We start from the raw sequence: 23,249 nt of genomic DNA, 5'->3' as shown, positions 1-23,249 counted from the left end.
AAGGGCGAGAACGGTGACGCAGCGCAGACGGCTGCGCCACCGTTTCCTCCCGCTGTTATACGTCGTAACCGAGATTCGGCATCAACCAGCGTTCGGTGACTTCGATATCCTGTCCCTTGCGCTGGCTATAACTCTCGACCTGATCTTTGTCGATCTTGCCGACCGCAAAATACTGCGCTTTGGGGTGGGCAAAGTACCAGCCGCTGACCGCGGCGGTCGGGAACATGGCGAAATGTTCAGTCAGAGTCACGCCGGACTCGCCCTTCGAATCCAGCAGCTCGAACAGCGCTGCCTTTTCGGTGTGATCGGGGCAGGCGGGGTAGCCAGGGGCCGGACGGATACCCTTGTACTGCTCCTTGATCAGCTCCTCATTGCTCAGCTGCTCCTCTGGATCGTAACCCCAATGCTCCCTGCGGACCTGCTGGTGCAACCATTCAGCGCAGGCCTCGGCCAGGCGGTCAGTGAGCGCCTTGACCATGATCGCGTTGTAGTCGTCACCAGCGTCCTGATAAGCCTTGGACACTTCCTCGGCACCAATGCCCGCCGTGGTGATGAATCCACCCACATAATCCGTCAGGCCGCTTTCCTTCGGCGCGACAAAGTCCGCGAGCGAGAAGTTGGGCTTGCCATCGCTCTTCTCGATCTGTTGGCGCAGATGATGCAGTCGCTTGATAGGTTGTCCGGCTTCGTCGTACAGCTCGATATCGTCATGGTCGATCTGGTTGGCTGGCCAGAAGCCGAAGACCGCCCGGGCACGAACCAGCTTTTCATCGATGAGCTTGTTGAGAATATTCTGGGCGTCATTGAACAGGGATGTGGCTGCTTCGCCGACGACCTCGTCCTCGAAAATGCGCGGATATTTGCCGGCCAAATCCCAGGAAATGAAGAACGGCGTCCAGTCGATGTAATCAACCAGCACCCTGAGATCAATATCATCCAGAACCCGGGCGCCGGTAAAGGTTGGCTTGACCGGAGCGTAGCTGTCCCAGTCGAATTGCGGAGCGGCGGCAATAGCAGCCTTGTAGGTCAGGCGTTTGGTGCGGGCAGAGCGGTTGGCGGTGCGCTCACGGATGACGGCGTAGTCTTCCCGCGTTTTGGCCGCAAAGCCTGGTTTCAGCTCTTTGGAGAGCAGCGTGGTGGCGACGCCCACTGCGCGCGATGCATCGGTGACGTAAACCACCGCATCGTTCTTGTAGTGCGGATCGATCTTGACGGCGGTGTGCGCCTTGGAGGTGGTGGCACCGCCGATCATCAACGGCAGGGTAAAGCCCTGGCGCTGCATCTCGCGGGCGACATGAACCATTTCATCCAGCGAGGGCGTAATCAGGCCGGACAGGCCGATGATGTCGCATTTTTCCTCGATGGCGGTTTTCAGGATCTTGTCCGCGGGCACCATGACGCCCAGATCCACTACGTCGTAGCCATTGCAACCCAGCACCACGCCGACAATGTTCTTGCCGATGTCGTGCACGTCGCCCTTGACCGTGGCCATCAGGATCTTGCCCTTGGCCTCGGGCTTGTCGCCTTTTTCGGCTTCGATAAAGGGAATCAGATGCGCGACCGCCTGTTTCATCACGCGGGCGGATTTAACCACCTGCGGCAGGAACATCTTGCCCGAGCCGAACAGATCGCCAACCACATTCATGCCGGACATCAGCGGGCCTTCGATCACTTCGATCGGGCGGGCGCACTGCTGGCGAGCTTCTTCGGTATCGGCAACGATATGCATGGTGATGCCCTTGACCAGCGAGTGCGACAAGCGCTCATTTACGTCCCAGCTACGCCACTCTTCGCTTTCCGCTTCCTTTACGCTGCCGTCACCCTTGTACTCATCGGCGATGTTCAACAGGGCTTCGGTGCCACCCTCGGAGCGATTAAGCACGACGTCCTCGACAATATCCCGCAGCTTGGGAGGAATCTCGTCGTAGATCTCCAGCTGACCGGCATTGACGATACCCATGGTCAGGCCGGCTTTGATCGCGTGGAACAGAAACACCGAGTGAATGGCTTCACGCACCGGGTTGTTGCCCCGGAACGAGAACGACACGTTGGATACGCCGCCGGAGGTGAGGGCGTAGGGGAGGTGGTCCCGGATATAACGACAGGCATCGATGAAATCGACAGCGTAGTTGTTGTGCTCCTCGATACCTGTGGCGATGGCGAAAATATTCGGGTCAAAGATGATGTCTTCAGCCGGGAAGCCGACCTCGTTGACCAGGATGTCGTAGGAGCGCTTGCAGATCTCGCGTTTGCGCTCAGCGGTATCAGCCTGACCTTTTTCGTCGAAGGCCATGACGATCACTGCGGCGCCGTAGCGTTTGCACAACCGGGCATGCTCACGGAACTGCTCTTCGCCTTCCTTCATCGAGATGGAGTTGACGATACCCTTGCCCTGGATGCATTTCAGGCCAGCTTCGATGATGTCCCACTTCGAGGAATCGATCATGATCGGCACGCGGGAGATGTCCGGCTCGCCGGCAATCAGATTGAGGAAGGTCACCATGGCCTTCTTCGAATCCAGCATGCCCTCATCCATATTGATGTCGATAACCTGCGCGCCTGCCTCGACCTGCTGCAGGGCAACCTCCAGCGCCTCGGTGTAGTTCTCGTCGCGGATCAGGCGGGCAAATTTGGCCGAGCCGGTTATGTTGGTGCGTTCGCCCACGTTCACGAACAGCGATTCGCGGGTGATGGTAAAGGGCTCCAGGCCAGAGAGGCGGCAGGCCTTCGGAATATCCGGGATCTGGCGCGGCGGATACTTGGCCACGGCCTCGGCAATCGCCCTGATGTGTTCCGGTGTCGTACCGCAGCAACCACCAACGATATTCAGAAAGCCCGCTGCGGCAAATTCTTCGACAATCTCGGCCATCTCGGCGGCCGATTCGTCGTACTCGCCGAACTCGTTGGGTAGACCCGCATTAGGGTGTGCTGAAATGTGTGTGTCAGCCTTGTCGGACAGTTCTTCCAGATAGGGGCGCAGTTCCTTGGCACCCAGCGCACAGTTCAGGCCGACCGACAGTGGGTTGGCGTGGCGTACCGAGTTCCAGAAGGCCTCGGTGGTCTGGCCTGAGAGTGTCCGGCCAGAAGCATCGGTAATGGTGCCGGAAATCATGATCGGCAGTTCCACACCCAGGTCTTCAAAGGTCTGCTGAACGGCGAATATCGCCGCCTTGGCATTCAGCGTGTCGAAAATGGTTTCGATCAGGATCAGGTCAGCGCCACCCTCTACCAACCCGCGCGTGGCTTCGCTGTAATTCTCGACCAGCTCGTCAAAGGTGACGTTGCGGTAGCCGGGGTTGTTGACGTCAGGTGACAGCGAGCAGGTTCGGCTGGTCGGCCCCAGGACCCCGGCGACAAAGCGGGGGCGGTCCGGTGTTTCTGCGGTCTTCGCATCGCAGACGCGGCGAGCCAGTCGTGCGCCTTCCAGGTTAAGCTCGTACGCCAGCTCCTGCATGCCGTAATCGGCCTGGGACACCCGCGTCGAGTTGAAGGTGTTGGTTTCGATGATATCCGCGCCGGCATCGAGATACGCTTTCTCCATCGCGCCAATGGCATCGGGCCGCGTCAGGATCAACAGGTCATTATTGCCCTTGAGGTCGGTCGGCCAATCGGCAAAGCGTTCCCCGCGGAAATCAGCCTCTTCGAGTCGATAGCTCTGGATCATGGTTCCCATGCCACCGTCGAGAATCAGGATGCGCTGGCGCAGCGCCTCATGCAGGGCGGTTAATCGAGCGTTCAGATCAAGCATTGGGACTCCGGGATGACATACTGGAAAGCCGGCTAGTCTAACAGATGCGCCTGCAACACTGTATGGCCGCGGCGGGCGAGCTCATTCGTCATGCCTGGAAATACCCTACCAAAACAGTGGGACTTTATCCGGTCAGCCATCTCCCGTACACTATCGCCATTGAACCCATTGCGTATGAGGCATTTCATGGCAGGCATTACTCTTACCTCCGCAGCTGAAGCCTATCTGGCCGAGCTGCTGGCAAAACAGGATACCGCCGGTATTGGTATCCGGGTATTCATTACCCAGCCGGGTACTCCCTATGCGGAGACCTGCATCGCCTACTGCAAGCCGGGTGAGGAAAAGCCGGAGGATCGCCTGCTCCAGCTTGATTCATTCGGGGTCTGGATCGATACGATCAGTGAGCCCTTCCTGGAAGATGCGGTGGTGGATTACGCCACCGACCGTATGGGTGGGCAGCTGACCATCAAGGCGCCGAATGCCAAGGTGCCCATGGTCAATGACAACAGCCCGCTCAATGATCGCATCAACTATCTGTTGCAGACCGAGATCAATCCGGGTCTGGCCAGTCACGGCGGGGAGGTCAAGCTGGTCGACGTGGTAGAAGGTGGCGTAGCCATTTTGCAGTTTGGTGGCGGTTGTCAGGGCTGCGGTATGGTCGACGTGACGCTCAAGGAGGGTATCGAGAAGACCCTGGTGGCCCGTATTCCAGAGCTGACTGCAGTGCGTGACGTGACGGACCACACTGTCACCGAGAATGCCTACTACTGATCGGTTGACCGTCGACTACTGAAAATGCCGCAGTAACGCGGTATCCTCTGCTGGTGGCGTAGGGCCATAAAGCTGATTGATTTGACGAGGGCAATATGGCCGGAGTGTTGGATACCGTAGACCAGAGGACACGCCTGGTAGGCGAGAATCGTCTGGAGATTCTTCTGTTCAGACTGGCCGGGCCGCAGCTGTTTGCGCTTAACGTGTTCAAGATCCGTGAAGTGCTGCAGTTGCCACGGCTGACTCAGATGCCCAAGCGTCATCCGCATGTGCTCGGTGTTATTCATTTGCGCGGGCAGGCGATTCCGGTGATCGATCTCTCGGCCGCCATTGGTATGCGGGCGCAGACGGTCACCGCCGAAAGCACCATCATTGTCACCGAGTACAACCAGTCGGTTCAGGCGTTTCTGGTCGGCTCGGTCGATCGCATCATGAATCTGAACTGGGACACCGTGCTGCCGCCGCCCCGTGGCGCGGGTCGCGCTCATTACCTCACAGCCATTACGCGGCTCGAAAACCAGCGTCTGGTTGAAATCATCGACGTGGAAAAGGTGCTGGCGGAAATCGTACCCTTCAATACCCGGGTCAGCGACGAGCTTCTGGATGACGAGTTGCTCAACAAGGCGCGGGGCCGTGAAGTGTTGCTGGTAGATGACTCCCCGACAGGCATGAACCAGTTGCGCGAAACACTTTCCCAGCTGGAGCTGCAGATGCATGTGCAGACTGATGGTTTACGTGCACTCCGCCAGTTGCAGGCCTGGGCCGACGAGGGCGGCAATGTCAATGATCGGCTTCTGATGGTTATCACCGATGCAGAGATGCCGGAAATGGATGGTTATCGCCTGACCGCCGAGATCCGCAAGGATCCGCGCCTCAAGGACCTTTTCGTGGTGCTGCATACGTCGCTTTCCGGAACCTTCAACAAGGCGATGGTTGAAAAGGTCGGTTGTGACGGCTTCCTTTCCAAGTTTCAGCCCGACCAGCTTGTCGAAGTGGTTCGCGAACGACTGAAACGCCTGCCTGACTGAGGGACTCCTTTCGATATGGCTCGGACGCAGCTTCATCTGCGTGCCGAGCCGCCACACCTTCCAATGGCTCACCGAGCCGGAAAATTCAGCATATGCTCGTCGTTGTTCATGACGGGCTGCTCGATTCCCAGTTTGTCCCCATAGATCACCGCATAGCTCAGCACGCTTTGAACGTACTGGCGCGTCTCGTCGAAGGGAATGTTCTCTATCCAGATGTCCGCCGGCAGCTTGTCGACGTCGCGCGTCCATTGGCGCACGCGGCCGGGGCCGGCGTTGTAGGCCGCTGAAGCCAACACGCGGTTGCCCTGGAACTGCTCATGCAACTGCGCCAGATACGCCGTACCCAGCGCAATATTGCGCTCGGGCAGGAGTACATCGTTGGGGTTGTTGAGCGCGATGCCAAAGCGCCGCGCTGTTTCCCTGGCTGTGCCAGGCATTAGCTGCATCAGACCGATCGCGCCAGCATGCGAGCGCGCGTCCTCCATGAAGCCGCTTTCCTGACGGGTTATGGCATACACCCAGGTTGGATTGAGCTGCCGTGCGCGGGCCTGCTGGGTTATTGGTTGCTGGTAGGCAAGGGGGAAGCGGATATCCAGATCGTCCCAGTGCTGCGCCTGACTGATGCCGCGAATAGCCGGGAAGTGCCAGCCCAGATCGCGAGCCATGGCTGCCTGTGCGATGAGTTCTTCACGGCTGAAGGTCCGCCCTGCGTGATACCACTCCCGCCGGGCATTGACTATCTGACCGCGGGCGAGGAATTCGCGCGCACGACGAATACCTGCCGTCTGGCTTACACGAGCATGGGCGCGGGGGTCAACCTCGGCGGGCTTATGATTCAGAGCGTAGGGCTTGCGGCTGCGTTCCGCTGCGATAAACCCGTAGAAATCGCGCTCATCGGCCAGTTCGGCGTACTCGCCAGCCATATCGCGTTCAGGGAATGCCAGCTGGGCGCTGCGGGCGCGCCAGTAGCGCCAACGGTTCTGTTGCTGTAGCGATTCCGGCATCGCCTGGGTAAGGGCGTGCGCCTGGCGCCACTGGCCAGTGCGCAGGGCCAGGCGAATGCGCCATTCGCTGACCTGGTCATCCGCCATCGATGGATCGTTGGCGGCCATGAAAGGTAATGCCTGAGGATCATGCCGCTTAGCCAGGCGCACGCCAATGTCACGGGTAATCGCCAGCCGGTCTTCTTCCGCGAAGGGCAAGTCGCGGTAGAAGGGCCACAACGCCATTGCGGCTGCTGGATCGTCCCTCGCCATGCGGCGCAGGGCTACGGTGACGATGTCCGTCAACCGATTGCTCGGCTGGCCGACGGCTGGCCTGAAGCGCGCAGTATCACTGAGGCGGGCAGGCTGGGTCGCAGCTTCGATAAAACGCTCAGCCAATAATGTCTGGCTGGGAAGATAACGCACCAGATAGCGCGCCAGCGCGTCCTGACGATAAAGCAAAGCCTGCCGCAGGCGCTGCCAGGCAACATCTTCAGTCAAGCCTCCGGCGGCCCGCCACTTTTCGAAGAGCGGGTCGCAGGCGTCTGGCTGCGAATGGCCAACTGTCCACAGTTCAGTAGCTCTCTGTCTGGCGAGCGAGGCATCACCCTCGCGCCACATCTGTAGCGTGAGCTGGCAGTCCAGCTCGGTGCTTTGGCTGTCTGTATCGTAGTGCTTGCGCAACAGGTCCCATTTTCCCGTCTTGGCCAGACGCTGCAGCCACTTGTTCTTTATGCCCTGCGCTGCTGGCAGGTCGCCCTGCGTTACCAGAAATGCCTGGACCTCGTGATCCGCCGGCGCATCCTGTTGCTTTATTTCCTCAAGCAAAAGATAGGAATAAAGGGGGTAATCGCGCAGACCTTGTTTGAGCTGCAAATAGCGGCTGTGCTGGCCCTGTTTGAGCGCTTTCATGGCCTGGTCATAACTCTGTCGCTGACTTTCGAGTCGGCTGTCTGCGACGGCTTCGGTAATAAAAAAACCTTGGAAAATCAAAACTAAAGCGGAGAATCTTGTCAGCCTTTGTAGGACGTTACAGCGCATCATGAATCCTGGCCGGAAGGGCAGTCAGAGGAAGTACGAACGGGAAACTACGATGTCTGACAGCTTAGCCTGTTGCTCTGGGTCGGCATAGGGTCGGGCGCGGGAATAAGCGATGCAGCAGACTAGCGGGAAGGGTAGAATGCCCCTCAATACAAGTTAAGGATCCTCTGAAAATACCTGCGCTCTGCCAAGCGGCGCTGGAATCGCTCAAAAACCGCCTGCTGTCCAGCCCTTCCGTTTGGGCGAGTCCGGTCCGCCTGTGTTCGATTTCGCTCCCCTGGCTTCATGTTGCTCGGTTTTCAGCGCTCCGCAAAAGGTGTGATATGGCGCTGCTCTCGTTTACTGATGTATCTCTGGCCTATGGCCTCAACCCCCTCTTGCAAAAGGTCAGCTTTCAGCTGGAGCGCGGCGAGCGCGCCTGCCTGATTGGTCGCAACGGCGCCGGCAAGTCCAGTCTGTTCAAGCTGGTCAACGGTGAACAGTCCGCCGATGAAGGCGAGATCTGGTATGCGCCAGGCCTGAAGATCGGCCAGTTGCCGCAGGAGCTGCCCGAGGCTGGCGAGCTGTTGGTATACGATGTGGTGGCTGCAGGGTTGACGGGTGTCGGCGAACTGCTTGCTGAGTATCATCATCTGGTACATGGCGAGATGGGCGAAGCCGAGCTGGAGCGTCTGGAAAAAGTGCAGGGTCGCCTCGAAGCCAAGGATGGATGGCGGCTGAATCAGCTGGTAGAAACGACCCTCACGCGCCTCGGGCTGCCGGCGGAAAAGCGCATGTCCGAGCTGTCGGGCGGCTGGCGTCGCCGGGTGCTGTTGGCTCAGGCACTGGTGGCGGAGCCGGACGTCCTGTTGCTCGACGAGCCAACCAACCATCTGGATATCCATACCATTGCCTGGCTTGAGCAGGTGTTGCTCGATTTCCGCGGTGCGGTCCTGTTTATTACTCACGATCGGCAGTTTCTCCAGGCGCTGGCGACCCGGATCATGGAGCTGGACCGCGGCCAGTTGATCGACTGGCAGGGCAATTACACCAGCTTTCTCGAACACAAGGAGCAGCAGCTGGCTGCCGAAGCCAGCGCCAATGCGCTGTTTGACAAACGTCTGGCGCAGGAAGAAGTCTGGATTCGCCAGGGCATCAAGGCACGGCGGACCCGTAACGAAGGTCGTGTTCGCGCACTCAAGGCCATGCGTGATGAGCGTGCCCAGCGTGTCGAGCGCCAGGGGCGCGCCAGTTTCCAGCTGGAAACTGCAGACTCGTCAGGCAAGCGTGTTATCGAAGTGGAGAACGTCTCCTTTGCGTATCCGGGACAGCGACCGCTGATCCGCGACCTGAGTACGGTGGTGTTGCGCGGTGACCGTATCGGTCTGATTGGTAACAACGGCTCGGGCAAGAGTACTTTGCTCAGGTTGCTGTTGGGCCAGCTCGAGCCCACCAGCGGCACAGTCAAGCACGGCACTCGTCTGGAGGTGGCTTATTTCGACCAGCTCCGTGGGCAGCTCGATCTTGAGCGTTCGGTTATCGACAATATTTCTGAAGGGCGCGATTTCATCGAGATCAACGGCGAGCGCCGGCACATCATCAGCTATCTGGGCGATTTCCTGTTTTCGCCCGAACGTTCCCGGACCCCCGTCAAAGCGCTGTCCGGTGGTGAGCGAGCGCGGCTGCTGTTGGCACGGCTGTTCAGCAAGCCAGCCAACATGCTGGTGCTTGACGAGCCAACCAATGATCTTGACGTGGAAACGCTTGAGCTTCTCGAAGAAGTGCTTGCCGGGTTCGATGGTACGGTTCTGATCGTGAGCCACGACCGGGTCTTCCTGGACAACGTGGTGACCAGCAGTCTGGTTTTCGAGGGCAATGGTAAGGTGCGGGAATACGTCGGCGGTTATGCCGATTGGCTACGCCAGGGCGGCAAGATCGAAGCATTGGCCGAGTGGGGCGATGATGCTGCGACCCAGGCAGCCATGGAAGCTGAGCAGGAGGTCGCGCCGGCACCAGTTCAGGCTACTGCGCCAGCGCAAAAACCCAAGCTTAGCTACAAGTTACAGCGGGAACTTGATGCATTCCCCGAACTGCTTGAGCGCCTGGAAAGCGAGCTGGAAGCGATTCAGCAACAGGTTAATGCCCCTGATTTTTATCAGCAGCCACACGAGCAGACCGCGCCCGTCATCGACGCGCTGGCGGCCAAACAGGCGGAACTGGATGGCGCATTGGAACGCTGGGCTGAGCTGGATGACTTGCAAGGCTGAGAAGTAGCGCGCAGCTGTCTGCATGTCAGTCAGCTGCGGTCGGTTGGCTGTTTAACCGGTTTTCTTTTTCTTTTCCAGGCGCACCGCGATGACATCGCAGGGTGCGCCATGCAGCACATCATTGGCGGTAGATCCGAGCAGAAGGGCGAGGCCATGTCGGCCGTGGCTACCGACTACAATCAAGTCACACCCCTGTTCGGTGGCGACGCGGTGAATTTCCTGGCGCGGATGGCCGAAGGCAATTTGCAATTGGCTTTCCGGTAGACCGTAATCGCCGGCAAATATCTGCATGCGCTCGCGGGCCTGTTCGAATTGCTGCTGCTGCAGCATCGACAGGTCCATGGGCACATCGCCGCCATAGGCCATGGCAAGGGGTTCGACGACGTGTAACAGCGTTAAATCGGCATCCAGCGCCTTGGCGAGTGACATGGCGTGGTCGGCTACCGAGCGACATTCATCAATCAGATCCACTGCCACCAGCACGTGAGAGTAAAGCATGCAGGTTCCTCCTGGCTTTTCGCTGATACTAGCAGCCTTTATACCGCAATCCGCGGAGGATTTATCATTATTCGACAGTTTTGCGCCGGTTTCTGTGTTTGCCTGCTGCGCGGCTTGCTTTGTAGCGGGGGAGTAGGGTCATGACCTGGATAGCCTTTGGGCTGGTTGCCGCTATATTTATTTCGTCGCTTCACAAGATTCTGCCGCGCGGGCGCCAGCTGCATTTGCATCGACTGCGTGAGCATGCCCGAAAGCTGGGTTTTGTGGTGGAGCGTCAACAGGGGAGTGCCCGCGACGCTGCGCTTGAAGGTTGCGTTGGCTATCGCCTCGCACTGGAAAAGTGTCCGATGGAAGAAGAGTTCAGTTATCGGCGGACCGAGGCGGGCTGGGAGCGTCGCTTCGGGTCGCACAACCAGCCCCATCTTGCCGGTCTGCTCACGGGGTTACCCGCTAATGTGTCAGGGCTGGATCGGTCGAGCTTTTCGCTGACGGTATACTGGGTAGAGCCCGAGGATCCGCAGGCGCTGGACCGGCTTTTTGTCGCCCTGCAACCTCTGCATCGATTACCTGTCGAATGAGAAGGAACGCTGTCCAGAAAGTAAACCTGTTTCTCTAAACAGCTTGTAACGCGTTGAATGTAAAGGCTTTGAAGAGGAAAACTGTTCTCGCTGGGTTGCCGTTGCAGCGCAACTGGCCAGTAGCTGATTGACAATCGCAAGGTTTTCCCCGAAGGTGTGCGCACCCGAATCAAACAAGCGTATGAATTTCTGTGTTTGTATCGCGCAGCCTTCACCGCATCGGGAACGTTCACGGCATCGTCCTGCATCAGGCCCGGCTCGTCAAAACCGGACCGGCCTCGTTGGACGCTGCTTCTCAAGTGCTTTTATAGCGTGGAGATCAGTTGATGATTTACGAAGGTAAAGCCATCACGGTTCAAGCCCTTGAAGACGGCATCGTCGAACTCAAGTTCGATCTGCAGGGCGAGTCTGTCAACAAGTTCAATCGTGCCACCCTGGCGGAGTTGCAAGCCGCCGTCGAGGCCATTCAATCCGACGCCAGCGTCAAGGGCGTTATTGTCACCAGCGGCAAAGACGTATTCATCGTCGGCGCCGATATCAACGAATTCGTCAATACTTTCCAGTTGCCCGAGGAAGATCTCGTTGCCGGCAACCTGGAAGCCAATCAGATCTTCAATGCATTCGAAGACCTGAACGTTCCGACAGTTGCTGCCATCAATGGTATGGCGCTGGGCGGCGGTTTTGAAATGTGTCTGGCCTGTGACTACCGCATCATGTCCTCGACCGCCAAGGTCGGCCTGCCGGAAACCAAGCTGGGTATCTACCCTGGTTTCGGCGGCACCGTGCGTGCGCCGCGCATCATGGGTATCGACAACGCCATCGAGTGGATCTGTGGTGGCGGTGAGCAGCGTGCTGACAAGGCGCTGAGCCTGCGCGCGGTTGACGCCGTTGTTGCTCCGGCCAAGCTGAAGGAAGGCGCTATCGATCTATGCAAGCGCGCGATGTCCGGTGAGCTGGATTTCCGCGCCAAGCGTCAGCCCAAGCTGGAGAAGGTCAAGCTCAACACCATCGAGCAGATGATGGCGTTCGAGACTGCCAAGGGTTTTGTCGCTGGTCAGGCCGGCCCGCATTACCCGGCCCCGGTTGAAGCCATCAAGACCATCCAGAAGGCTGCCAATGCCGGTCGCGACAAGGCGCTGGAAATCGAAGCTGCCGGGTTTGCCAAGCTGGCCAAGACTTCTGTGGCGGCTAGCCTGGTTGGTCTGTTCCTCAACGATCAGGCCCTCAAGCAGAAGGCCAAGCAGTACGACAAGCAAGCTGCCGATGTGAAGCTGGCCGCTGTCTTGGGTGCAGGTATCATGGGCGGCGGTATTGCTTTCCAGTCCGCTTCCAAGGGCACGCCTATCCTGATGAAGGATATTCGTGAGGAAGGCATCCAGATGGGTCTGGATGAAGCGTCCAAGCTACTCGGCAAGCGTGTTGCCAAGGGCCGCATGAAGCCGGAGCAGATGGCTGGCGCTCTGAATGCGATCCGTCCGACCATGTCCTATGGCGATTTCGGTAATGTCGACATCGTGGTCGAGGCCGTTGTCGAGAACCCGAAGGTCAAGCACGCTGTGCTGGCTGAAGTGGAAGGTCACGTGAAGGACGATGCGATCATTGCATCCAACACTTCCACCATCTCCATTACCTATCTGGCCCAGGCGCTCAAGCGTCCGGAAAACTTCTGCGGTATGCACTTCTTTAACCCTGTGCACATGATGCCGCTGGTTGAGGTTATCCGTGGTGAGAAATCCAGTGAAAAGGCCATCGCCACCACCGTCGCCTATGCCAAGAAGATGGGCAAGACGCCGATCGTGGTCAACGACTGCCCGGGCTTCCTGGTGAACCGGGTGCTGTTTCCGTATTTCGGCGGCTTTGCTCGCCTGATCAATATGGGCGCTGATTTCCAGCGCGTCGACAAGCTGATGGAAAAATTCGGCTGGCCGATGGGTCCTGCGTACCTGATGGACGTAGTGGGTATGGATACGGGCCACCATGGTCGTGACGTCATGGCCGAAGGTTATCCGGACCGTATGGCTGATACCACTCGGACCGCCGTCGATGTGATGTATGACGAAGGCCGTCTGGGCCAGAAGTCCGGCAAGGGCTTCTATGCCTACGAGCTGGACAAGAAAGGCAAGCAGAAGAAGGTCGTTGATCCCCAGGCTTATGAATTGCTCAAGCCGATCGTGCTGGAGCAGCGTGAGTTCACCGACGAGGAAATCGTCGAGATCATGATGGTTCCGCTGTGCCTCGAGACTGTACGTTGCCTGGAAGACGGCATCGTCGAGTCCGCTGGCGACGCTGACATGGGTCTGATCTACGGTATCGGGTTCCCTCCCTTCCGTGGCGGCGCTCTGCGCTACATCGACACCATTGGCGTGGCCGAGTTTGTTGCCATCGCCGACAAGTACGCCGAGTTTGGCGCCATGTATCACCCGACCGAGAAGTTGCGTGAGATGGCCAAGGCCGGCAAGAAATTTTTCGGTTAACGGAACGCACAGAGCGAGAGTGAATTTATGAGCCTGAATCCGAGAGACGTCGTCATTGTCGACTTCGGCCGCACCCCGATGGGCCGTTCCAAGGGCGGCATGTACCGTAACTTCCGTGCCGAGTCCATGTCAGCCAGCCTGATCACCGGCATGCTGGAGCGCAATCCCAAGCTGGATCCGGCGGAAGTCGAAGATGTGATCTGGGGCTGTGTAAACCAGACCCTGGAGCAGGGCTGGAACATCGCCCGCATGGCATCGCTGATGACCCCGATCCCGCACACCAGCTCCGCGCAGACCGTCAGCCGCCTGTGTGGTTCGTCGATGAGCGCGTTGCACACCGCCGCGCAGGCAATCATGACCGGTAACGGTGATGTATTCGTGGTCGGTGGTGTCGAGCACATGGGTCACGTGGGCATGATGCACGGTGTTGATCCGAACCCGGCGCTGTCGCTGTATGCAGCCAAGGCTTCGGGCATGATGGGCCTTACCGCAGAAATGCTTGGCAAGATGCATGGCATCACTCGCGAGCAGCAGGATCAGTTCGGCGCGCGTTCGCATCGTCTGGCTCACCAGGCGACGCTGGACGGCAAGTTCGATCGTGAGATCCTGCCGATGGAAGGCCATGACGAGAATGGCTTCCTGAAGATCTTCACCGCCGACGAGACTATCCGTCCTGAAACCACGGTCGAAAGCCTGGCGGCGCTGCGTCCGGCGTTCAACCCGAAGGGCGGTACGGTAACAGCCGGCACCTCTTCGCAGATCACTGACGGCGCATCCTGCATGATCGTTATGTCTGCCGAGCGTGCTCAGGCGCTGGGTATGGAGCCGCTGGCAGTGATTCGCTCCATGGCTGTAGCGGGCGTTGACCCGGCCATCATGGGTTACGGTCCTGTGCCGTCGACTCAGAAGGCTCTCAAGCGTGCCGGCATGACCATGGCCGACATTGAGTATGTCGAGTTGAACGAAGCGTTCGCGGCGCAGGCTCTGCCGGTGTTGAAAGATCTGAAACTGCTCGACAATATGGAAGAGAAGGTCAACCTTCATGGTGGCGCGATTGCTCTGGGCCACCCGTTCGGTTGTTCCGGTACGCGTATCTGTGGCAGCCTGCTCAATGTCATGAAAGAGCAGGGCGGTACCGTCGGTATCGCGACCATGTGCATCGGCCTCGGCCAAGGCATCACCACGGTCTTCGAGCGCGTCTGAAGCCAGGTGGGTCAAACAAGCCGGGGCATTGCCCCGGCTTTTTTATTGCAGAAACAGGAGTCTGCAGGATGAAGATCATTCCCGGCCGGTATCGCCACTATAAAGGTAGCGATTATCAGGTCATCGGTCTGGCACAGCATTCCGAGACCGGCGAGCAGCTGGTCGTATATCGCACCTTGTACGGAAATTATGATCTTTGGGTCAGGCCGCTAAGCATGTTTGTCGAGCAGGTTCAGGTTGACGACGTGGCTATCCCACGCTTTACCTTTATCAGCGAAGACGTGTAGGCTCTGGCCGTCCGGCGCTCTGGCATCAGTTTTCAGCCATGCCGGTTATTCTTTGCCCGCAGTGGGCAATTCAGATGATTGAGTTAGGAATACGATTACCCATGGGAAAAGCACTGGTCATTGTGGAGTCTCCGGCCAAGGCCAAGACGATCAACAAGTACCTTGGCAACGACTTCATCGTGAAGTCGAGTATTGGCCATATTCGGGACCTGCCCACCAGTGGCAGCAGCAAGACCGAGAGCAAACCAAAGGGTAAGAAAGCCGCCTCCGCTCCAGAGCTGGACAAGGAGACCAAGGCGCGCATGCAGCTGGTCAAGCGTATGGGCGTTGACCCGGAAAACGGCTGGAAGGCGCACTACGAGATTCTCCCCGGTAAGGAAAAGGTGGTCGATGAGCTCCGCCGTCTGGCCCGGGATGCCGACGCTATCTATCTCGCGACGGATTTGGACCGCGAAGGGGAAGCCATTGCCTGGCACCTGCGCGAATCCATTGGCGGCGATGACGCCCGTTATAAGCGCGTGGTGTTCAACGAGATCACCAAGAAGGCCATCCAGGAAGCCTTCTCCAAGCCCGGTGAGCTGGACATCAATCGCGTCAATGCCCAGCAGGCGCGCCGCTTCCTCGACCGGGTCGTGGGTTATATGGTCTCGCCGCTGCTGTGGCAGAAGATCGCCCGTGGCCTGTCTGCCGGCAGGGTGCAGTCAGTCGCGGTCAAGTTGATCGTTGATCGTGAGCGAGAAATCCGCGCATTTATTCCGGAGGAGTTCTGGGAGATCCATGCTCTGCTGGATTCGCCCAAGGCCGAGGCCGTGCGCTTCGAAGTGGTCCGTGAGAAGGGCGAAGCTTTCCGTCCGCTTAACAAGGAACAGGCCGACACCGCGCTGGGCGCGTTGCAGGGGGCTGATTACCGCGTCGCCAAGCGCGAAGACAAGCCGACCAGCACCCGACCCAACGCGCCTTTTATTACCTCCACGTTGCAGCAGGCTGCCAGTACACGCCTGGGTTTCAGCGTGAAGAAGACCATGATGATGGCGCAGCGGCTCTATGAGGCCGGTTACATCACCTATATGCGTACCGACTCGACGAATCTGTCAGCCGACGCCATCGCCATGGCCCGCGACTTCATACAAAAGAATTACGGCGACAAGTACCTGCCGGAAAAGCCCAATCTGTACAGCAGCAAGGAAGGCGCCCAGGAAGCCCACGAAGCGATCCGTCCCTCTGATGTGAAGACCAAGACGTCTGACCTGAACAGCATGGAACGCGACGCTGAGCGCCTGTACGAGCTGATCTGGCGTCAGTTCGTTGCCTGCCAGATGCCGCCGGCGCGTTATCTCTCTACCAGTATCACGGTCAAGGCCGGTGATTTCGATCTGCGCGCCAAGGGCCGCATTCTTCAGTTCGACGGTTACACCCGGGTTATGCCGCCACAGGGCAAGGGTGGCGAAGATGAAGTGCTACCTGATCTTCAGGTGGATAATGCACTCAAGCTGAACAAGCTAGAGCCCAAGCAGCACTTCACCAAGCCGCCGGCGCGCTACGCCGAAGCAAGCCTGGTCAAGGAGCTGGAAAAGCGCGGAATTGGTCGGCCATCGACCTATGCTTCGATCATTTCCACGATTCAGGAGCGCGGTTATGTCGAGCTGAACAGCCGCCGTTTCTATGCCGAGAAAATGGGTGATATCGTCACCGAGCGGTTGAGCGAAAGCTTCCCCAATCTGATGGATTACGGCTTTACCGCGCGCATGGAAGAATCGCTGGATGACGTGGCCCAGGGCGATGTGCCCTGGAAACAGGTTCTCGACGACTTTTATACCGATTTCAGGCAGAAACTCGGCGCAGCAGCAGCGGCTGAAGAGGGCAAGGGCATGCGTGCCAATCTGCCCACGCCGACCGACATTGCCTGCACCAACTGTGGTCGGCCGATGATGATTCGTACCGCCTCGACCGGTGTGTTCCTCGGTTGCTCAGGTTACGCCCTGCCGCCGAAGGAGCGTTGCAAGGAGACCGTCAATCTTGTGCCCGGTAACGAAGTCGCTGCTGATGACGAAGAAGGCGAATCGCGGATTCTGCGTGCCAAGCGCCGTTGTCCTATCTGCTCCACAGCGATGGACAGTTATCTGGTCGACGAGACCCGCAAACTTCACGTGTGCGGTAATAACCCCGATTGCACCGGCTTCGAGGTCGAGGAAGGTCACTTCAAGATCAAGGGCTACGATGGCCCGGTTATCGAGTGCGACAAATGCGGCAGTGAAATGCAGCTCAAGACAGGCCGCTTCGGCAAGTATTTCGGCTGTACCAACGCAGACTGCAAGAACACCCGTAAACTGTTGAGAAGCGGCGAAGCGGCTCCGCCGAAGATGGATCCGGTGCCCATGCCGGAGCTGAAATGCGAGAAGGTAGACGACGTTTATATTCTGCGTGACGGCGCTTCCGGACTCTTCCTGGCTGCCAGCAAATTTCCCAAGAACAGGGAAACACGTGCGCCACTGGTCAAGGAATTGCTGCCGCACAAGTCAGAGATCGATCCCAAGTATCACTTCCTGATGGACGCGCCGGTTGCTGACGTTGAAGGCAATCCGACGGTCGTGCGTTACAGCCGCAAGACAAAAGAGCAGTATGTGCAGAGCGAAGTTGACGGAAAGCCCACCGGATGGCGCGCATTCCACGGCGACAAGGGCTGGGTTGTCGAAGACGGACGGACCAAGGCCAAGCGTAAAGAGGCTTGAACATGGCTAACGAAGTCTATACCCGAACCAATCAGGCATTGTTTTTCGCGCGCAAGGCGCTTGATGCGTGGCGTGAAGCGGAAGGCTCACAGGCATTTGACGCCCGGACTCAGGCGCTTTATCACCGAGAGCATGTGCTTTTCCACCTGTATCGCACGGTATTGGCCATGGTCCACGAAGTGGCGGACCGTTACCGTTGGCCGCTGTTGGAGCTGCGCACGGTAGAACAGGCGCTGGATGGGGAGGCGGCAAAGCGTTTCCCTGGCCCGGAGCTGGCCGAGCTAAGCGAGCTGGCCCGTGAACAGGATACCTGGTTGAGTAGGATGCTCGCCGGCTGGCTAGCCCTGCACGCGCCACCGGTGCAGGCTGGCAGCAAGCCAGAGGACGCCTCGTTGATAGCAAGCAGTGCCGTGACCGCTCGCGCCGAGTGGTCGCTGGCTGATGCTGATGACGCGGTGGGCGCGCTTAACGAACTGGTCAGCCGTTACCGTGACGGGATGGTGGAGTATTAATCTCCGCCAGTTGGTCCCGGTTTGTGGGGGCTGCTGACAGGCTCTGACAGGCCTAACGCGGAGCGGGTCTCGCCTGTGGTACACTGCGCGCCAGTAGCCAGGAGACCAGACATGCCTTCACCCTTTCTCGAAATAGTTGAGCTCCCCAACGGCAAGGTCGCGCTGCGACGTTCTGACGAGGACGGTGAGCCTTTGCTGGTCATCGAGTTCTCGCCCGACGCGAAGGATTTTCTGCAGGGTCATTATATCGAAGTTGCCAAGGCCATGATCAGTGCCGGAATGCAGGTGGCGGGGCAGGTTATGGAAGAAGACGATACCATCCCTGAGGATCGGGTCCTGCACTGACTGCTGTTGCCTGACAACGAGCGCGCTTCAGGCAGCTCTGGCTGCGTCGAGCCGCACGTTCAGGCTGCGGCAGTTGCCCTTGTGAGCCGCACCTTCCAGCATATTGGCCTCCCGCGCCCCTGTTGTCAGCCAACTGACCACCGTGTGACTGTTACCCAGCGCCAGAATCTCGCAACAGAAAGTCAGGCAGTCCATGCTGCGCTTCGGGCGGACGATCAGTATCTGGCTCGGGTCCAGCCCCGCTGAACGCAACCAGTTATGGCTCAGGTTCTCCGGCGGGTCGATCAATGTCAGCCAGCGCGGTGTTCTGGTCTGGCTCAAATCGCGCAGAACGGGTGCGAGCCATTGCATGCATTGCCGCGGAGCGCCATTCAGACAGATCTCACTGAATCCCGAATCCTCGTTGCTCTCGGTAGGCGCCGCTACTGGCGGCTGATTTATCAACCCCAGCGGTGCCTTGTAGCAAGACGCGAGCAGGGCGTTCTTGATGAGGTCAGACTGTTCGAGACGCGTTTCCTGGAAGTACGGCATGGTCAGCTCCTGGCGTAAACGGCAAATGGTTAGCGGCGTATGACGCCGACGCTCAAGCCTTCGATAATCAATTCCTGCTCGGCAAGATCGATGTCGATCGGCGCGAAGTCCGGATTTTCGGCAATGAGTGACACCTTGCGTCCTTTCTTCATGAAGCGTTTTACTGTGACTTCATCGTCTATTCGCGCGACTACGACCTGGCCATTGCGCGCTTCAGTGGTTCTATGCACAGCCAGCAGATCGCCATCGAATACGCCGATGTCCTTCATACTCATGCCTTTTACCTTGAGCAGGTAGTCAGCCCTGGGATGGAAAAAGTCAGGGTCCACCCGGCAATGGTCCTCGATATTCTCGACCGCCAGAATCGGGGCGCCAGCCGCAACCTGGCCGATGACCGGTAAGCGATCCTCGGCAGCATTCAGAGTTTCTGCAGGTAAACGAATACCGCGGGATGCACCGGGTATCATCTCGATAGCACCCTTGCGAGCAAGAGCGCGCAAGTGGTCCTCGGCGGCATTCGGCGACTTGAAGCCGATTTCCCGGGCGATATCTGCGCGGGTGGGCGGGTATCCGTGGGCATCCATGTAATCCTTTATAAAGGAAAGGATCTGCTGCTGCCGTGCGGTAAGCTTTTGCATTGGGTTGTGCCTGTTTTTTTATACAGTAGCTGTGATTATATACAGTTGATCTGCTAGTACAAGCTTGCGTGCGCGCAAACGCTTGCATCGAGCGGGCAGGTTGTTTAAAACGTAGCTCGATCAGAGGCTTCTCTTAACTGACGTATCCCGTGATGCTTGACAGTCACGACGTTTGAAACGTATGTTTCAAACACACGTTGGCGTCCTTGGAAACCAGATGGCCCATTCTGATACCGTTCAAAGAATTCTCGATGCTGCTGAGCAGTCTTTTGCTGAAAAGGGCTTTGCCGAAACCTCCTTACGGCTGATCACCAGCAAGGCGGGGGTCAACCTGGCGGCAGTGAATTATCACTTCGGTTCCAAGAAGGCGCTCATACAAGCGGTGTTCGTGCGGTTCCTTGATCCGTTCGTCTCGAGTCTGGAACGGGAGCTGGACCGCCGTCAGGAGGCTGCTGAGGAGGCAGACCCCAGCCTGGAAGAACTGCTGGAGATGCTGGTGCGTCAGGTTCTGACGGTCAAACCCCGCAGCGGTAATGACCTGTCCACATTCATGCGGTTGCTGGGTCTGGCTTTCAGTCAGAGCCAGGGCCATCTGCGCAAGTATCTGGGTGAGGTATACGGCAAGGTATTCCAGCGCTATATGGTGCTGGTATACCGGGCCGCGCCGCAGCTGCCTCCCGATGAGCTGTTCTGGCGGGTGCATTTCATGCTCGGAAGCGCTGCGTTTACCATGTCCAGCATGAAGGCGCTGCGGGCGATCGCTGAAGATGAGTTCGGCGTCCACCATAGCGTGGATCGTGTACTCCGTCTGATGGTCCCGTTTCTCGCCGCCGGTATGCGTGCCGACGGAAGTGCGGCGGCGCGCACAGCCGTGCCCGAGGGTCGCCTGGAAACGGTCTGATGGGCTTACCTCTCATGCTCTGATCCGTTATCGTGTGCACTTTCGCAGGGGCGCGCATGCAACTGGATCTGATCCACATATCGCTTTCTTCTCAGCAGCTGACCGGATATGCATCCGGTCAGCTGCTGTGCACGTTCCCGGTTTCCACCGCAGTCAATGGCGCTGGCGAGCGCGATGGCAGTGGGTGTACGCCGCGTGGTCTGCATCGGGTGCGCGCGCGCATCGGCGGCGCTGAGCCCCAGGGCACCGTGTTTATTGGCAGGCGGCCCACCGGCGAGATCTGGACGCCCGAACTGGCCAGGCAGCATCCCCAGCGGGACTGGATTCTTTCACGGATTCTCTGGCTGTGTGGCGAACAGCCTGGTTTCAACCGTGGCGGTACCTGCGACTCTCAGCGACGCTACATTTATCTTCACGGTACCGGCGATGACCAACCCATGGGCGTACCCTTGTCACACGGCTGCGTGCGGCTGCGCAATAGCGATATCATCGAGCTTTTCGACATGACTCCGGTCGGTTGCAAGGTCCAGATTGAAGAATAAGCCCCCGCAGCGTTCTGGTCGCTGCCATCAACCCCTTAGCTAGGCAGGAGTAATAGGATTGAATCAAGGTTCCCTGATGCTGGACGTCGCAGGTACCTGGCTGACTGCAGCCGACCGCGACATACTGAGACAGCCGGAAGTCGGCGGCATCATACTTTTTGCCCGTAATACCGAATCGCCAGTGCAAGTGCGCGAGCTGGTCAGAGCCATTCGTGCGGTGCGTCCGGATATGATCATCGCTATCGATCAGGAAGGCGGGCGGGTACAGCGTTTGCGTAATGGTGTATTGCGACTGCCAGCGTTAGGTGACGTGGCTGCGTTACCAGAACAGCACGCTGAACAGGCAGCCGCCGCAGCGGCCTGGGTCATGGCTACGGAAATGCTTGCGTGCGGAATCGATATCAGTTTCGCTCCGGTGCTTGATCTTGACTACGGGCGCAGCGCGGTTATCGGTAACCGCTCGCTGGGCGGGGATCCGCAGGCGGTAATCCGGTTGGCCACAGCATATATAAGCGGCCTCAGGCAGGCCGGCATGGCGGCGACCGGTAAGCATTTCCCCGGCCATGGGTGGGCTGAAGCCGATTCTCATTTTGCGTTACCGGTCGATGAGCGCTCGGAAGAGGAAATCCGGGCGTCAGATCTGAGACCCTTTGCAGCATTGGCCTCCCAGCTGGACGGAATCATGCCTGCTCACGTCGTGTATCCCGCTGTAGATGAACTACCAGCCGGCTTTTCGCGGCGGTGGCTGCAGGACATTCTGCGCGCCGAGATGGCTTTCGAAGGTGTCATCTTCAGCGATGATCTGACCATGGCTGGCGCCCATGCGGTGGGCGGGATGAGCGAGCGTGTCGATGCGGCGCTGCATTCTGGCTGCGATATGCTGCTGGTATGCAACGATCGTGGCGCTGCCGAGCAGGCGCTGGTATATGCGCAGCAGATTGGCGTACAGCCGCCGGGCAATCTTGAGCGAATGCTCGCTCGTCGACTACCCGGCGTAGAGTACAAATCGTCTCCGATATGGCTGCAGGCAACCAGCTTGCTGAAACGCCTGGAGCTGCTCTGATGGATAGCGTCGCGATCATAGGTGGTACCGGGCTTAGCCAACTGGCTGAGCTGCAGGTAACCGCCGAACTGGATCCATCGACTCCGTTTGGTCGAGCGTCGGGGCCGGTTATAAAAGGCTTGTTGGCTGGCCGCGAAGTGCTGTTTCTGGTTCGTCATGGTAATCCGCATCGTCTGCCGCCTCACAAAATCAATTACCGAGCCAACATCTGGGCCTTGAAAGAGGCGGGTGCCGATGCAGTCATCGCGGTAAACGCTGTCGGCGGCATACACAGTGCGATGGGTTCGGGGCACTTTTGTGTGCCTGACCAGTTGATTGATTACACCTGGGGGCGTGACAGCAGTTTTTTCGAGGTGGATCTCGAGCAGGTCACGCATATCGACTTCAGCTATCCCTACGACGAAAGCCTGCGGAAGAAGCTGGTCGGCGTAATGGCGCGCCAGTCGATTGCTCATAGCCCGCATGGCGTGCACGCGGTGACGCAGGGCCCACGTCTGGAAACCGCAGCGGAGATACGTCGGCTTCAGCGCGATGGCTGCGATATCGTGGGGATGACCGGCATGCCGGAAGCGTCTCTGGCCCGTGAGCTGGGGTTGCCGTATGCCTGTCTCGCGCTGGTCGTCAATCCCGCCGCCGGAACGCATCCGGAGTTGATCAGTATGGAGTCGATGGGGCAGGTGGTGGCCGATGGTATGGAGCAGGTCAAGAATATTCTGACTCGCGTGATCACTGAGGCCTGACTTTTTGTGTGTTCCGAGATAGCTTTCGCGAGAGCCGGGCGATTATGAGTTTGAGTTCGGAGTTAGCTTCCGCGAGCCGACAGGGCTGCGCTGACGCGCTGCAAGTACGTTCTTGTAAGCTCGGCGATGACATCCCTGTCATCGAACGGTCATCGCAGCCCTGTCGTCTCGCTCCGCCGTGGAGATTCGCGTTGCCAGATGGCCAGTCTAAGTGTTTTCAAACTCTCAGCCGCACCAATGCCTGAACAAGCCCGCCAGCTGTCAGGGTAGAGCAAGTGTTGAAAAACAGGGATGTTTTCACCAAGCCCCAAGGATGGGTTTACGGCGTCTTGCGAAATCCTGGTAGCTGGCGGGCGATTGGACCCTGCCTATCAGCGCAGCTTTCAAGAGT

General features: G+C 58.5%; 19 protein-coding genes. 14 read left to right on the top strand and 5 right to left on the bottom strand.

The window, feature by feature from the left end:
• Positions 1–55: 55 nt before the first annotated feature.
• Positions 56–3,748: a methionine synthase gene (metH, locus tag FZE95_RS01210; protein ID WP_150298985.1), complete on the bottom strand. Its 3,693-nt coding sequence runs from the start codon at positions 3,746–3,748 to the stop codon at positions 56–58.
• A gap of 186 nt (positions 3,749–3,934) precedes the next feature.
• Here metH and nfuA point away from each other — a divergent pair, with 186 nt between their 5' ends.
• Both nfuA and FZE95_RS01200 read left to right on the top strand, forming a co-directional pair.
• The gene (nfuA, locus tag FZE95_RS01205) at positions 3,935–4,519 is read left to right on the top strand and encodes a Fe-S biogenesis protein NfuA (RefSeq protein ID WP_150298984.1); all 585 of its coding nucleotides are present in this window, start codon (positions 3,935–3,937) and stop codon (positions 4,517–4,519) included.
• A 95-nt stretch (positions 4,520–4,614) separates the two neighbouring features.
• The gene (locus tag FZE95_RS01200; RefSeq protein ID WP_150298983.1) at positions 4,615–5,547 is read left to right on the top strand and encodes a chemotaxis protein CheV; all 933 of its coding nucleotides are present in this window, start codon (positions 4,615–4,617) and stop codon (positions 5,545–5,547) included.
• A 68-nt stretch (positions 5,548–5,615) separates the two neighbouring features.
• On the opposite strand, the gene FZE95_RS01195 is transcribed toward FZE95_RS01200, so the two are convergent.
• Positions 5,616–7,442, bottom strand: coding sequence for a transglycosylase SLT domain-containing protein (locus FZE95_RS01195; RefSeq protein ID WP_223824920.1), 1,827 nt, complete (start codon positions 7,440–7,442; stop codon positions 5,616–5,618).
• Positions 7,443–7,894: 452 nt separating this feature from the next.
• On the opposite strand from FZE95_RS01195, the gene FZE95_RS01190 reads away from it, so the two are divergent.
• Positions 7,895–9,817 (top strand): ATP-binding cassette domain-containing protein, encoded by a 1,923-nt coding sequence (locus FZE95_RS01190; RefSeq protein ID WP_150298981.1) that lies wholly within the window; start codon positions 7,895–7,897, stop codon positions 9,815–9,817.
• A 51-nt stretch (positions 9,818–9,868) separates the two neighbouring features.
• On the opposite strand, the gene FZE95_RS01185 is transcribed toward FZE95_RS01190, so the two are convergent.
• Positions 9,869–10,315, bottom strand: coding sequence for a universal stress protein (locus FZE95_RS01185; RefSeq protein WP_150298980.1), 447 nt, complete (start codon positions 10,313–10,315; stop codon positions 9,869–9,871).
• 140 nt (positions 10,316–10,455) lie between these two features.
• On the opposite strand from FZE95_RS01185, the gene FZE95_RS01180 reads away from it, so the two are divergent.
• From FZE95_RS01180 to FZE95_RS01150, 7 genes are all read left to right on the top strand, one after another.
• Positions 10,456–10,893, top strand: coding sequence for a hypothetical protein (locus FZE95_RS01180; protein ID WP_150298979.1), 438 nt, complete (start codon positions 10,456–10,458; stop codon positions 10,891–10,893).
• 326 nt (positions 10,894–11,219) lie between these two features.
• Positions 11,220–13,367, top strand: coding sequence for a fatty acid oxidation complex subunit alpha FadB (fadB, locus tag FZE95_RS01175; RefSeq protein WP_150298978.1), 2,148 nt, complete (start codon positions 11,220–11,222; stop codon positions 13,365–13,367).
• Positions 13,368–13,394: 27 nt separating this feature from the next.
• Entirely contained in the window at positions 13,395–14,570 is a 1,176-nt protein-coding gene (fadA, locus tag FZE95_RS01170) for an acetyl-CoA C-acyltransferase FadA (RefSeq protein WP_150298977.1), read from the top strand.
• A gap of 68 nt (positions 14,571–14,638) precedes the next feature.
• Positions 14,639–14,857: a DUF1653 domain-containing protein gene (locus FZE95_RS01165; protein ID WP_150298976.1), complete on the top strand. Its 219-nt coding sequence runs from the start codon at positions 14,639–14,641 to the stop codon at positions 14,855–14,857.
• A gap of 101 nt (positions 14,858–14,958) precedes the next feature.
• Positions 14,959–17,586, top strand: a complete 2,628-nt coding sequence (topA, locus tag FZE95_RS01160) for a type I DNA topoisomerase (protein WP_150298975.1) — start codon at positions 14,959–14,961, stop codon at positions 17,584–17,586.
• 2 nt (positions 17,587–17,588) lie between these two features.
• The gene (locus FZE95_RS01155; RefSeq protein WP_150298974.1) at positions 17,589–18,098 is read left to right on the top strand and encodes a DUF6586 family protein; all 510 of its coding nucleotides are present in this window, start codon (positions 17,589–17,591) and stop codon (positions 18,096–18,098) included.
• Between the two features lie 111 nt (positions 18,099–18,209).
• Positions 18,210–18,443: a hypothetical protein gene (locus FZE95_RS01150; RefSeq protein ID WP_150298973.1), complete on the top strand. Its 234-nt coding sequence runs from the start codon at positions 18,210–18,212 to the stop codon at positions 18,441–18,443.
• 27 nt (positions 18,444–18,470) lie between these two features.
• On the opposite strand, the gene FZE95_RS01145 is transcribed toward FZE95_RS01150, so the two are convergent.
• Together FZE95_RS01145 and lexA are read right to left on the bottom strand one after the other, a co-directional pair.
• A complete protein-coding gene (locus tag FZE95_RS01145; RefSeq protein WP_150298972.1) occupies positions 18,471–18,974 on the bottom strand; it encodes a SulA-like leucine-rich domain-containing protein in 504 nt (167 codons plus the stop codon).
• A gap of 29 nt (positions 18,975–19,003) precedes the next feature.
• Complete coding sequence (lexA, locus tag FZE95_RS01140; RefSeq protein ID WP_150298971.1) at positions 19,004–19,612, bottom strand: transcriptional repressor LexA; 609 nt, start codon at positions 19,610–19,612, stop codon at positions 19,004–19,006.
• A gap of 217 nt (positions 19,613–19,829) precedes the next feature.
• Here lexA and FZE95_RS01135 point away from each other — a divergent pair, with 217 nt between their 5' ends.
• The 4 genes from FZE95_RS01135 (at position 19,830) to FZE95_RS01120 (ending at position 22,858) form a co-directional block, all read left to right on the top strand.
• The gene (locus FZE95_RS01135; protein WP_150298970.1) at positions 19,830–20,513 is read left to right on the top strand and encodes a TetR/AcrR family transcriptional regulator; all 684 of its coding nucleotides are present in this window, start codon (positions 19,830–19,832) and stop codon (positions 20,511–20,513) included.
• Between the two features lie 56 nt (positions 20,514–20,569).
• Complete coding sequence (locus FZE95_RS01130) at positions 20,570–21,055, top strand: L,D-transpeptidase (protein ID WP_150298969.1); 486 nt, start codon at positions 20,570–20,572, stop codon at positions 21,053–21,055.
• Positions 21,056–21,131: 76 nt separating this feature from the next.
• Complete coding sequence (gene nagZ, locus FZE95_RS01125) at positions 21,132–22,118, top strand: beta-N-acetylhexosaminidase (protein WP_150299335.1); 987 nt, start codon at positions 21,132–21,134, stop codon at positions 22,116–22,118.
• Positions 22,118–22,858: an S-methyl-5'-thioinosine phosphorylase gene (locus FZE95_RS01120; protein ID WP_150298968.1), complete on the top strand. Its 741-nt coding sequence runs from the start codon at positions 22,118–22,120 to the stop codon at positions 22,856–22,858. Before nagZ ends, FZE95_RS01120 begins: the two co-directional genes overlap by 1 nt.
• Positions 22,859–23,249 lie beyond the last annotated feature (391 nt).

Source organism: Pseudomonas profundi (genome assembly GCF_008638305.1).
Lineage (GTDB): Bacteria > Pseudomonadota > Gammaproteobacteria > Pseudomonadales > Pseudomonadaceae > Halopseudomonas > Halopseudomonas profundi.
Note: the sequence above shows the minus strand (reverse complement) of the source record. Positions and strands in the feature narration are given on the sequence as shown.

What these genes read in the sequence shown, in the direction of transcription:
- FZE95_RS01145 (WP_150298972.1), bottom strand. Translation starts at nt 18,974, where the DNA reads ATGCCGTACTTCCAGGAAACGCGTCTCGAACAGTCTGACCTCATCAAG.
- FZE95_RS01135 (WP_150298970.1), top strand. Translation starts at nt 19,830, where the DNA reads ATGGCCCATTCTGATACCGTTCAAAGAATTCTCGATGCTGCTGAGCAG.
- FZE95_RS01180 (WP_150298979.1), top strand. Translation starts at nt 10,456, where the DNA reads ATGACCTGGATAGCCTTTGGGCTGGTTGCCGCTATATTTATTTCGTCG.
- FZE95_RS01150 (WP_150298973.1), top strand. Translation starts at nt 18,210, where the DNA reads ATGCCTTCACCCTTTCTCGAAATAGTTGAGCTCCCCAACGGCAAGGTC.
- FZE95_RS01195 (WP_223824920.1), bottom strand. Translation starts at nt 7,442, where the DNA reads ATGAAAGCGCTCAAACAGGGCCAGCACAGCCGCTATTTGCAGCTCAAA.
- fadA (WP_150298977.1), top strand. Translation starts at nt 13,395, where the DNA reads ATGAGCCTGAATCCGAGAGACGTCGTCATTGTCGACTTCGGCCGCACC.
- fadB (WP_150298978.1), top strand. Translation starts at nt 11,220, where the DNA reads ATGATTTACGAAGGTAAAGCCATCACGGTTCAAGCCCTTGAAGACGGC.
- topA (WP_150298975.1), top strand. Translation starts at nt 14,959, where the DNA reads ATGGGAAAAGCACTGGTCATTGTGGAGTCTCCGGCCAAGGCCAAGACG.
- FZE95_RS01165 (WP_150298976.1), top strand. Translation starts at nt 14,639, where the DNA reads ATGAAGATCATTCCCGGCCGGTATCGCCACTATAAAGGTAGCGATTAT.
- FZE95_RS01130 (WP_150298969.1), top strand. Translation starts at nt 20,570, where the DNA reads ATGCAACTGGATCTGATCCACATATCGCTTTCTTCTCAGCAGCTGACC.
- FZE95_RS01185 (WP_150298980.1), bottom strand. Translation starts at nt 10,315, where the DNA reads ATGCTTTACTCTCACGTGCTGGTGGCAGTGGATCTGATTGATGAATGT.
- FZE95_RS01190 (WP_150298981.1), top strand. Translation starts at nt 7,895, where the DNA reads ATGGCGCTGCTCTCGTTTACTGATGTATCTCTGGCCTATGGCCTCAAC.
- FZE95_RS01155 (WP_150298974.1), top strand. Translation starts at nt 17,589, where the DNA reads ATGGCTAACGAAGTCTATACCCGAACCAATCAGGCATTGTTTTTCGCG.
- nagZ (WP_150299335.1), top strand. Translation starts at nt 21,132, where the DNA reads ATGCTGGACGTCGCAGGTACCTGGCTGACTGCAGCCGACCGCGACATA.
- metH (WP_150298985.1), bottom strand. Translation starts at nt 3,748, where the DNA reads ATGCTTGATCTGAACGCTCGATTAACCGCCCTGCATGAGGCGCTGCGC.
- FZE95_RS01120 (WP_150298968.1), top strand. Translation starts at nt 22,118, where the DNA reads ATGGATAGCGTCGCGATCATAGGTGGTACCGGGCTTAGCCAACTGGCT.
- FZE95_RS01200 (WP_150298983.1), top strand. Translation starts at nt 4,615, where the DNA reads ATGGCCGGAGTGTTGGATACCGTAGACCAGAGGACACGCCTGGTAGGC.
- nfuA (WP_150298984.1), top strand. Translation starts at nt 3,935, where the DNA reads ATGGCAGGCATTACTCTTACCTCCGCAGCTGAAGCCTATCTGGCCGAG.
- lexA (WP_150298971.1), bottom strand. Translation starts at nt 19,612, where the DNA reads ATGCAAAAGCTTACCGCACGGCAGCAGCAGATCCTTTCCTTTATAAAG.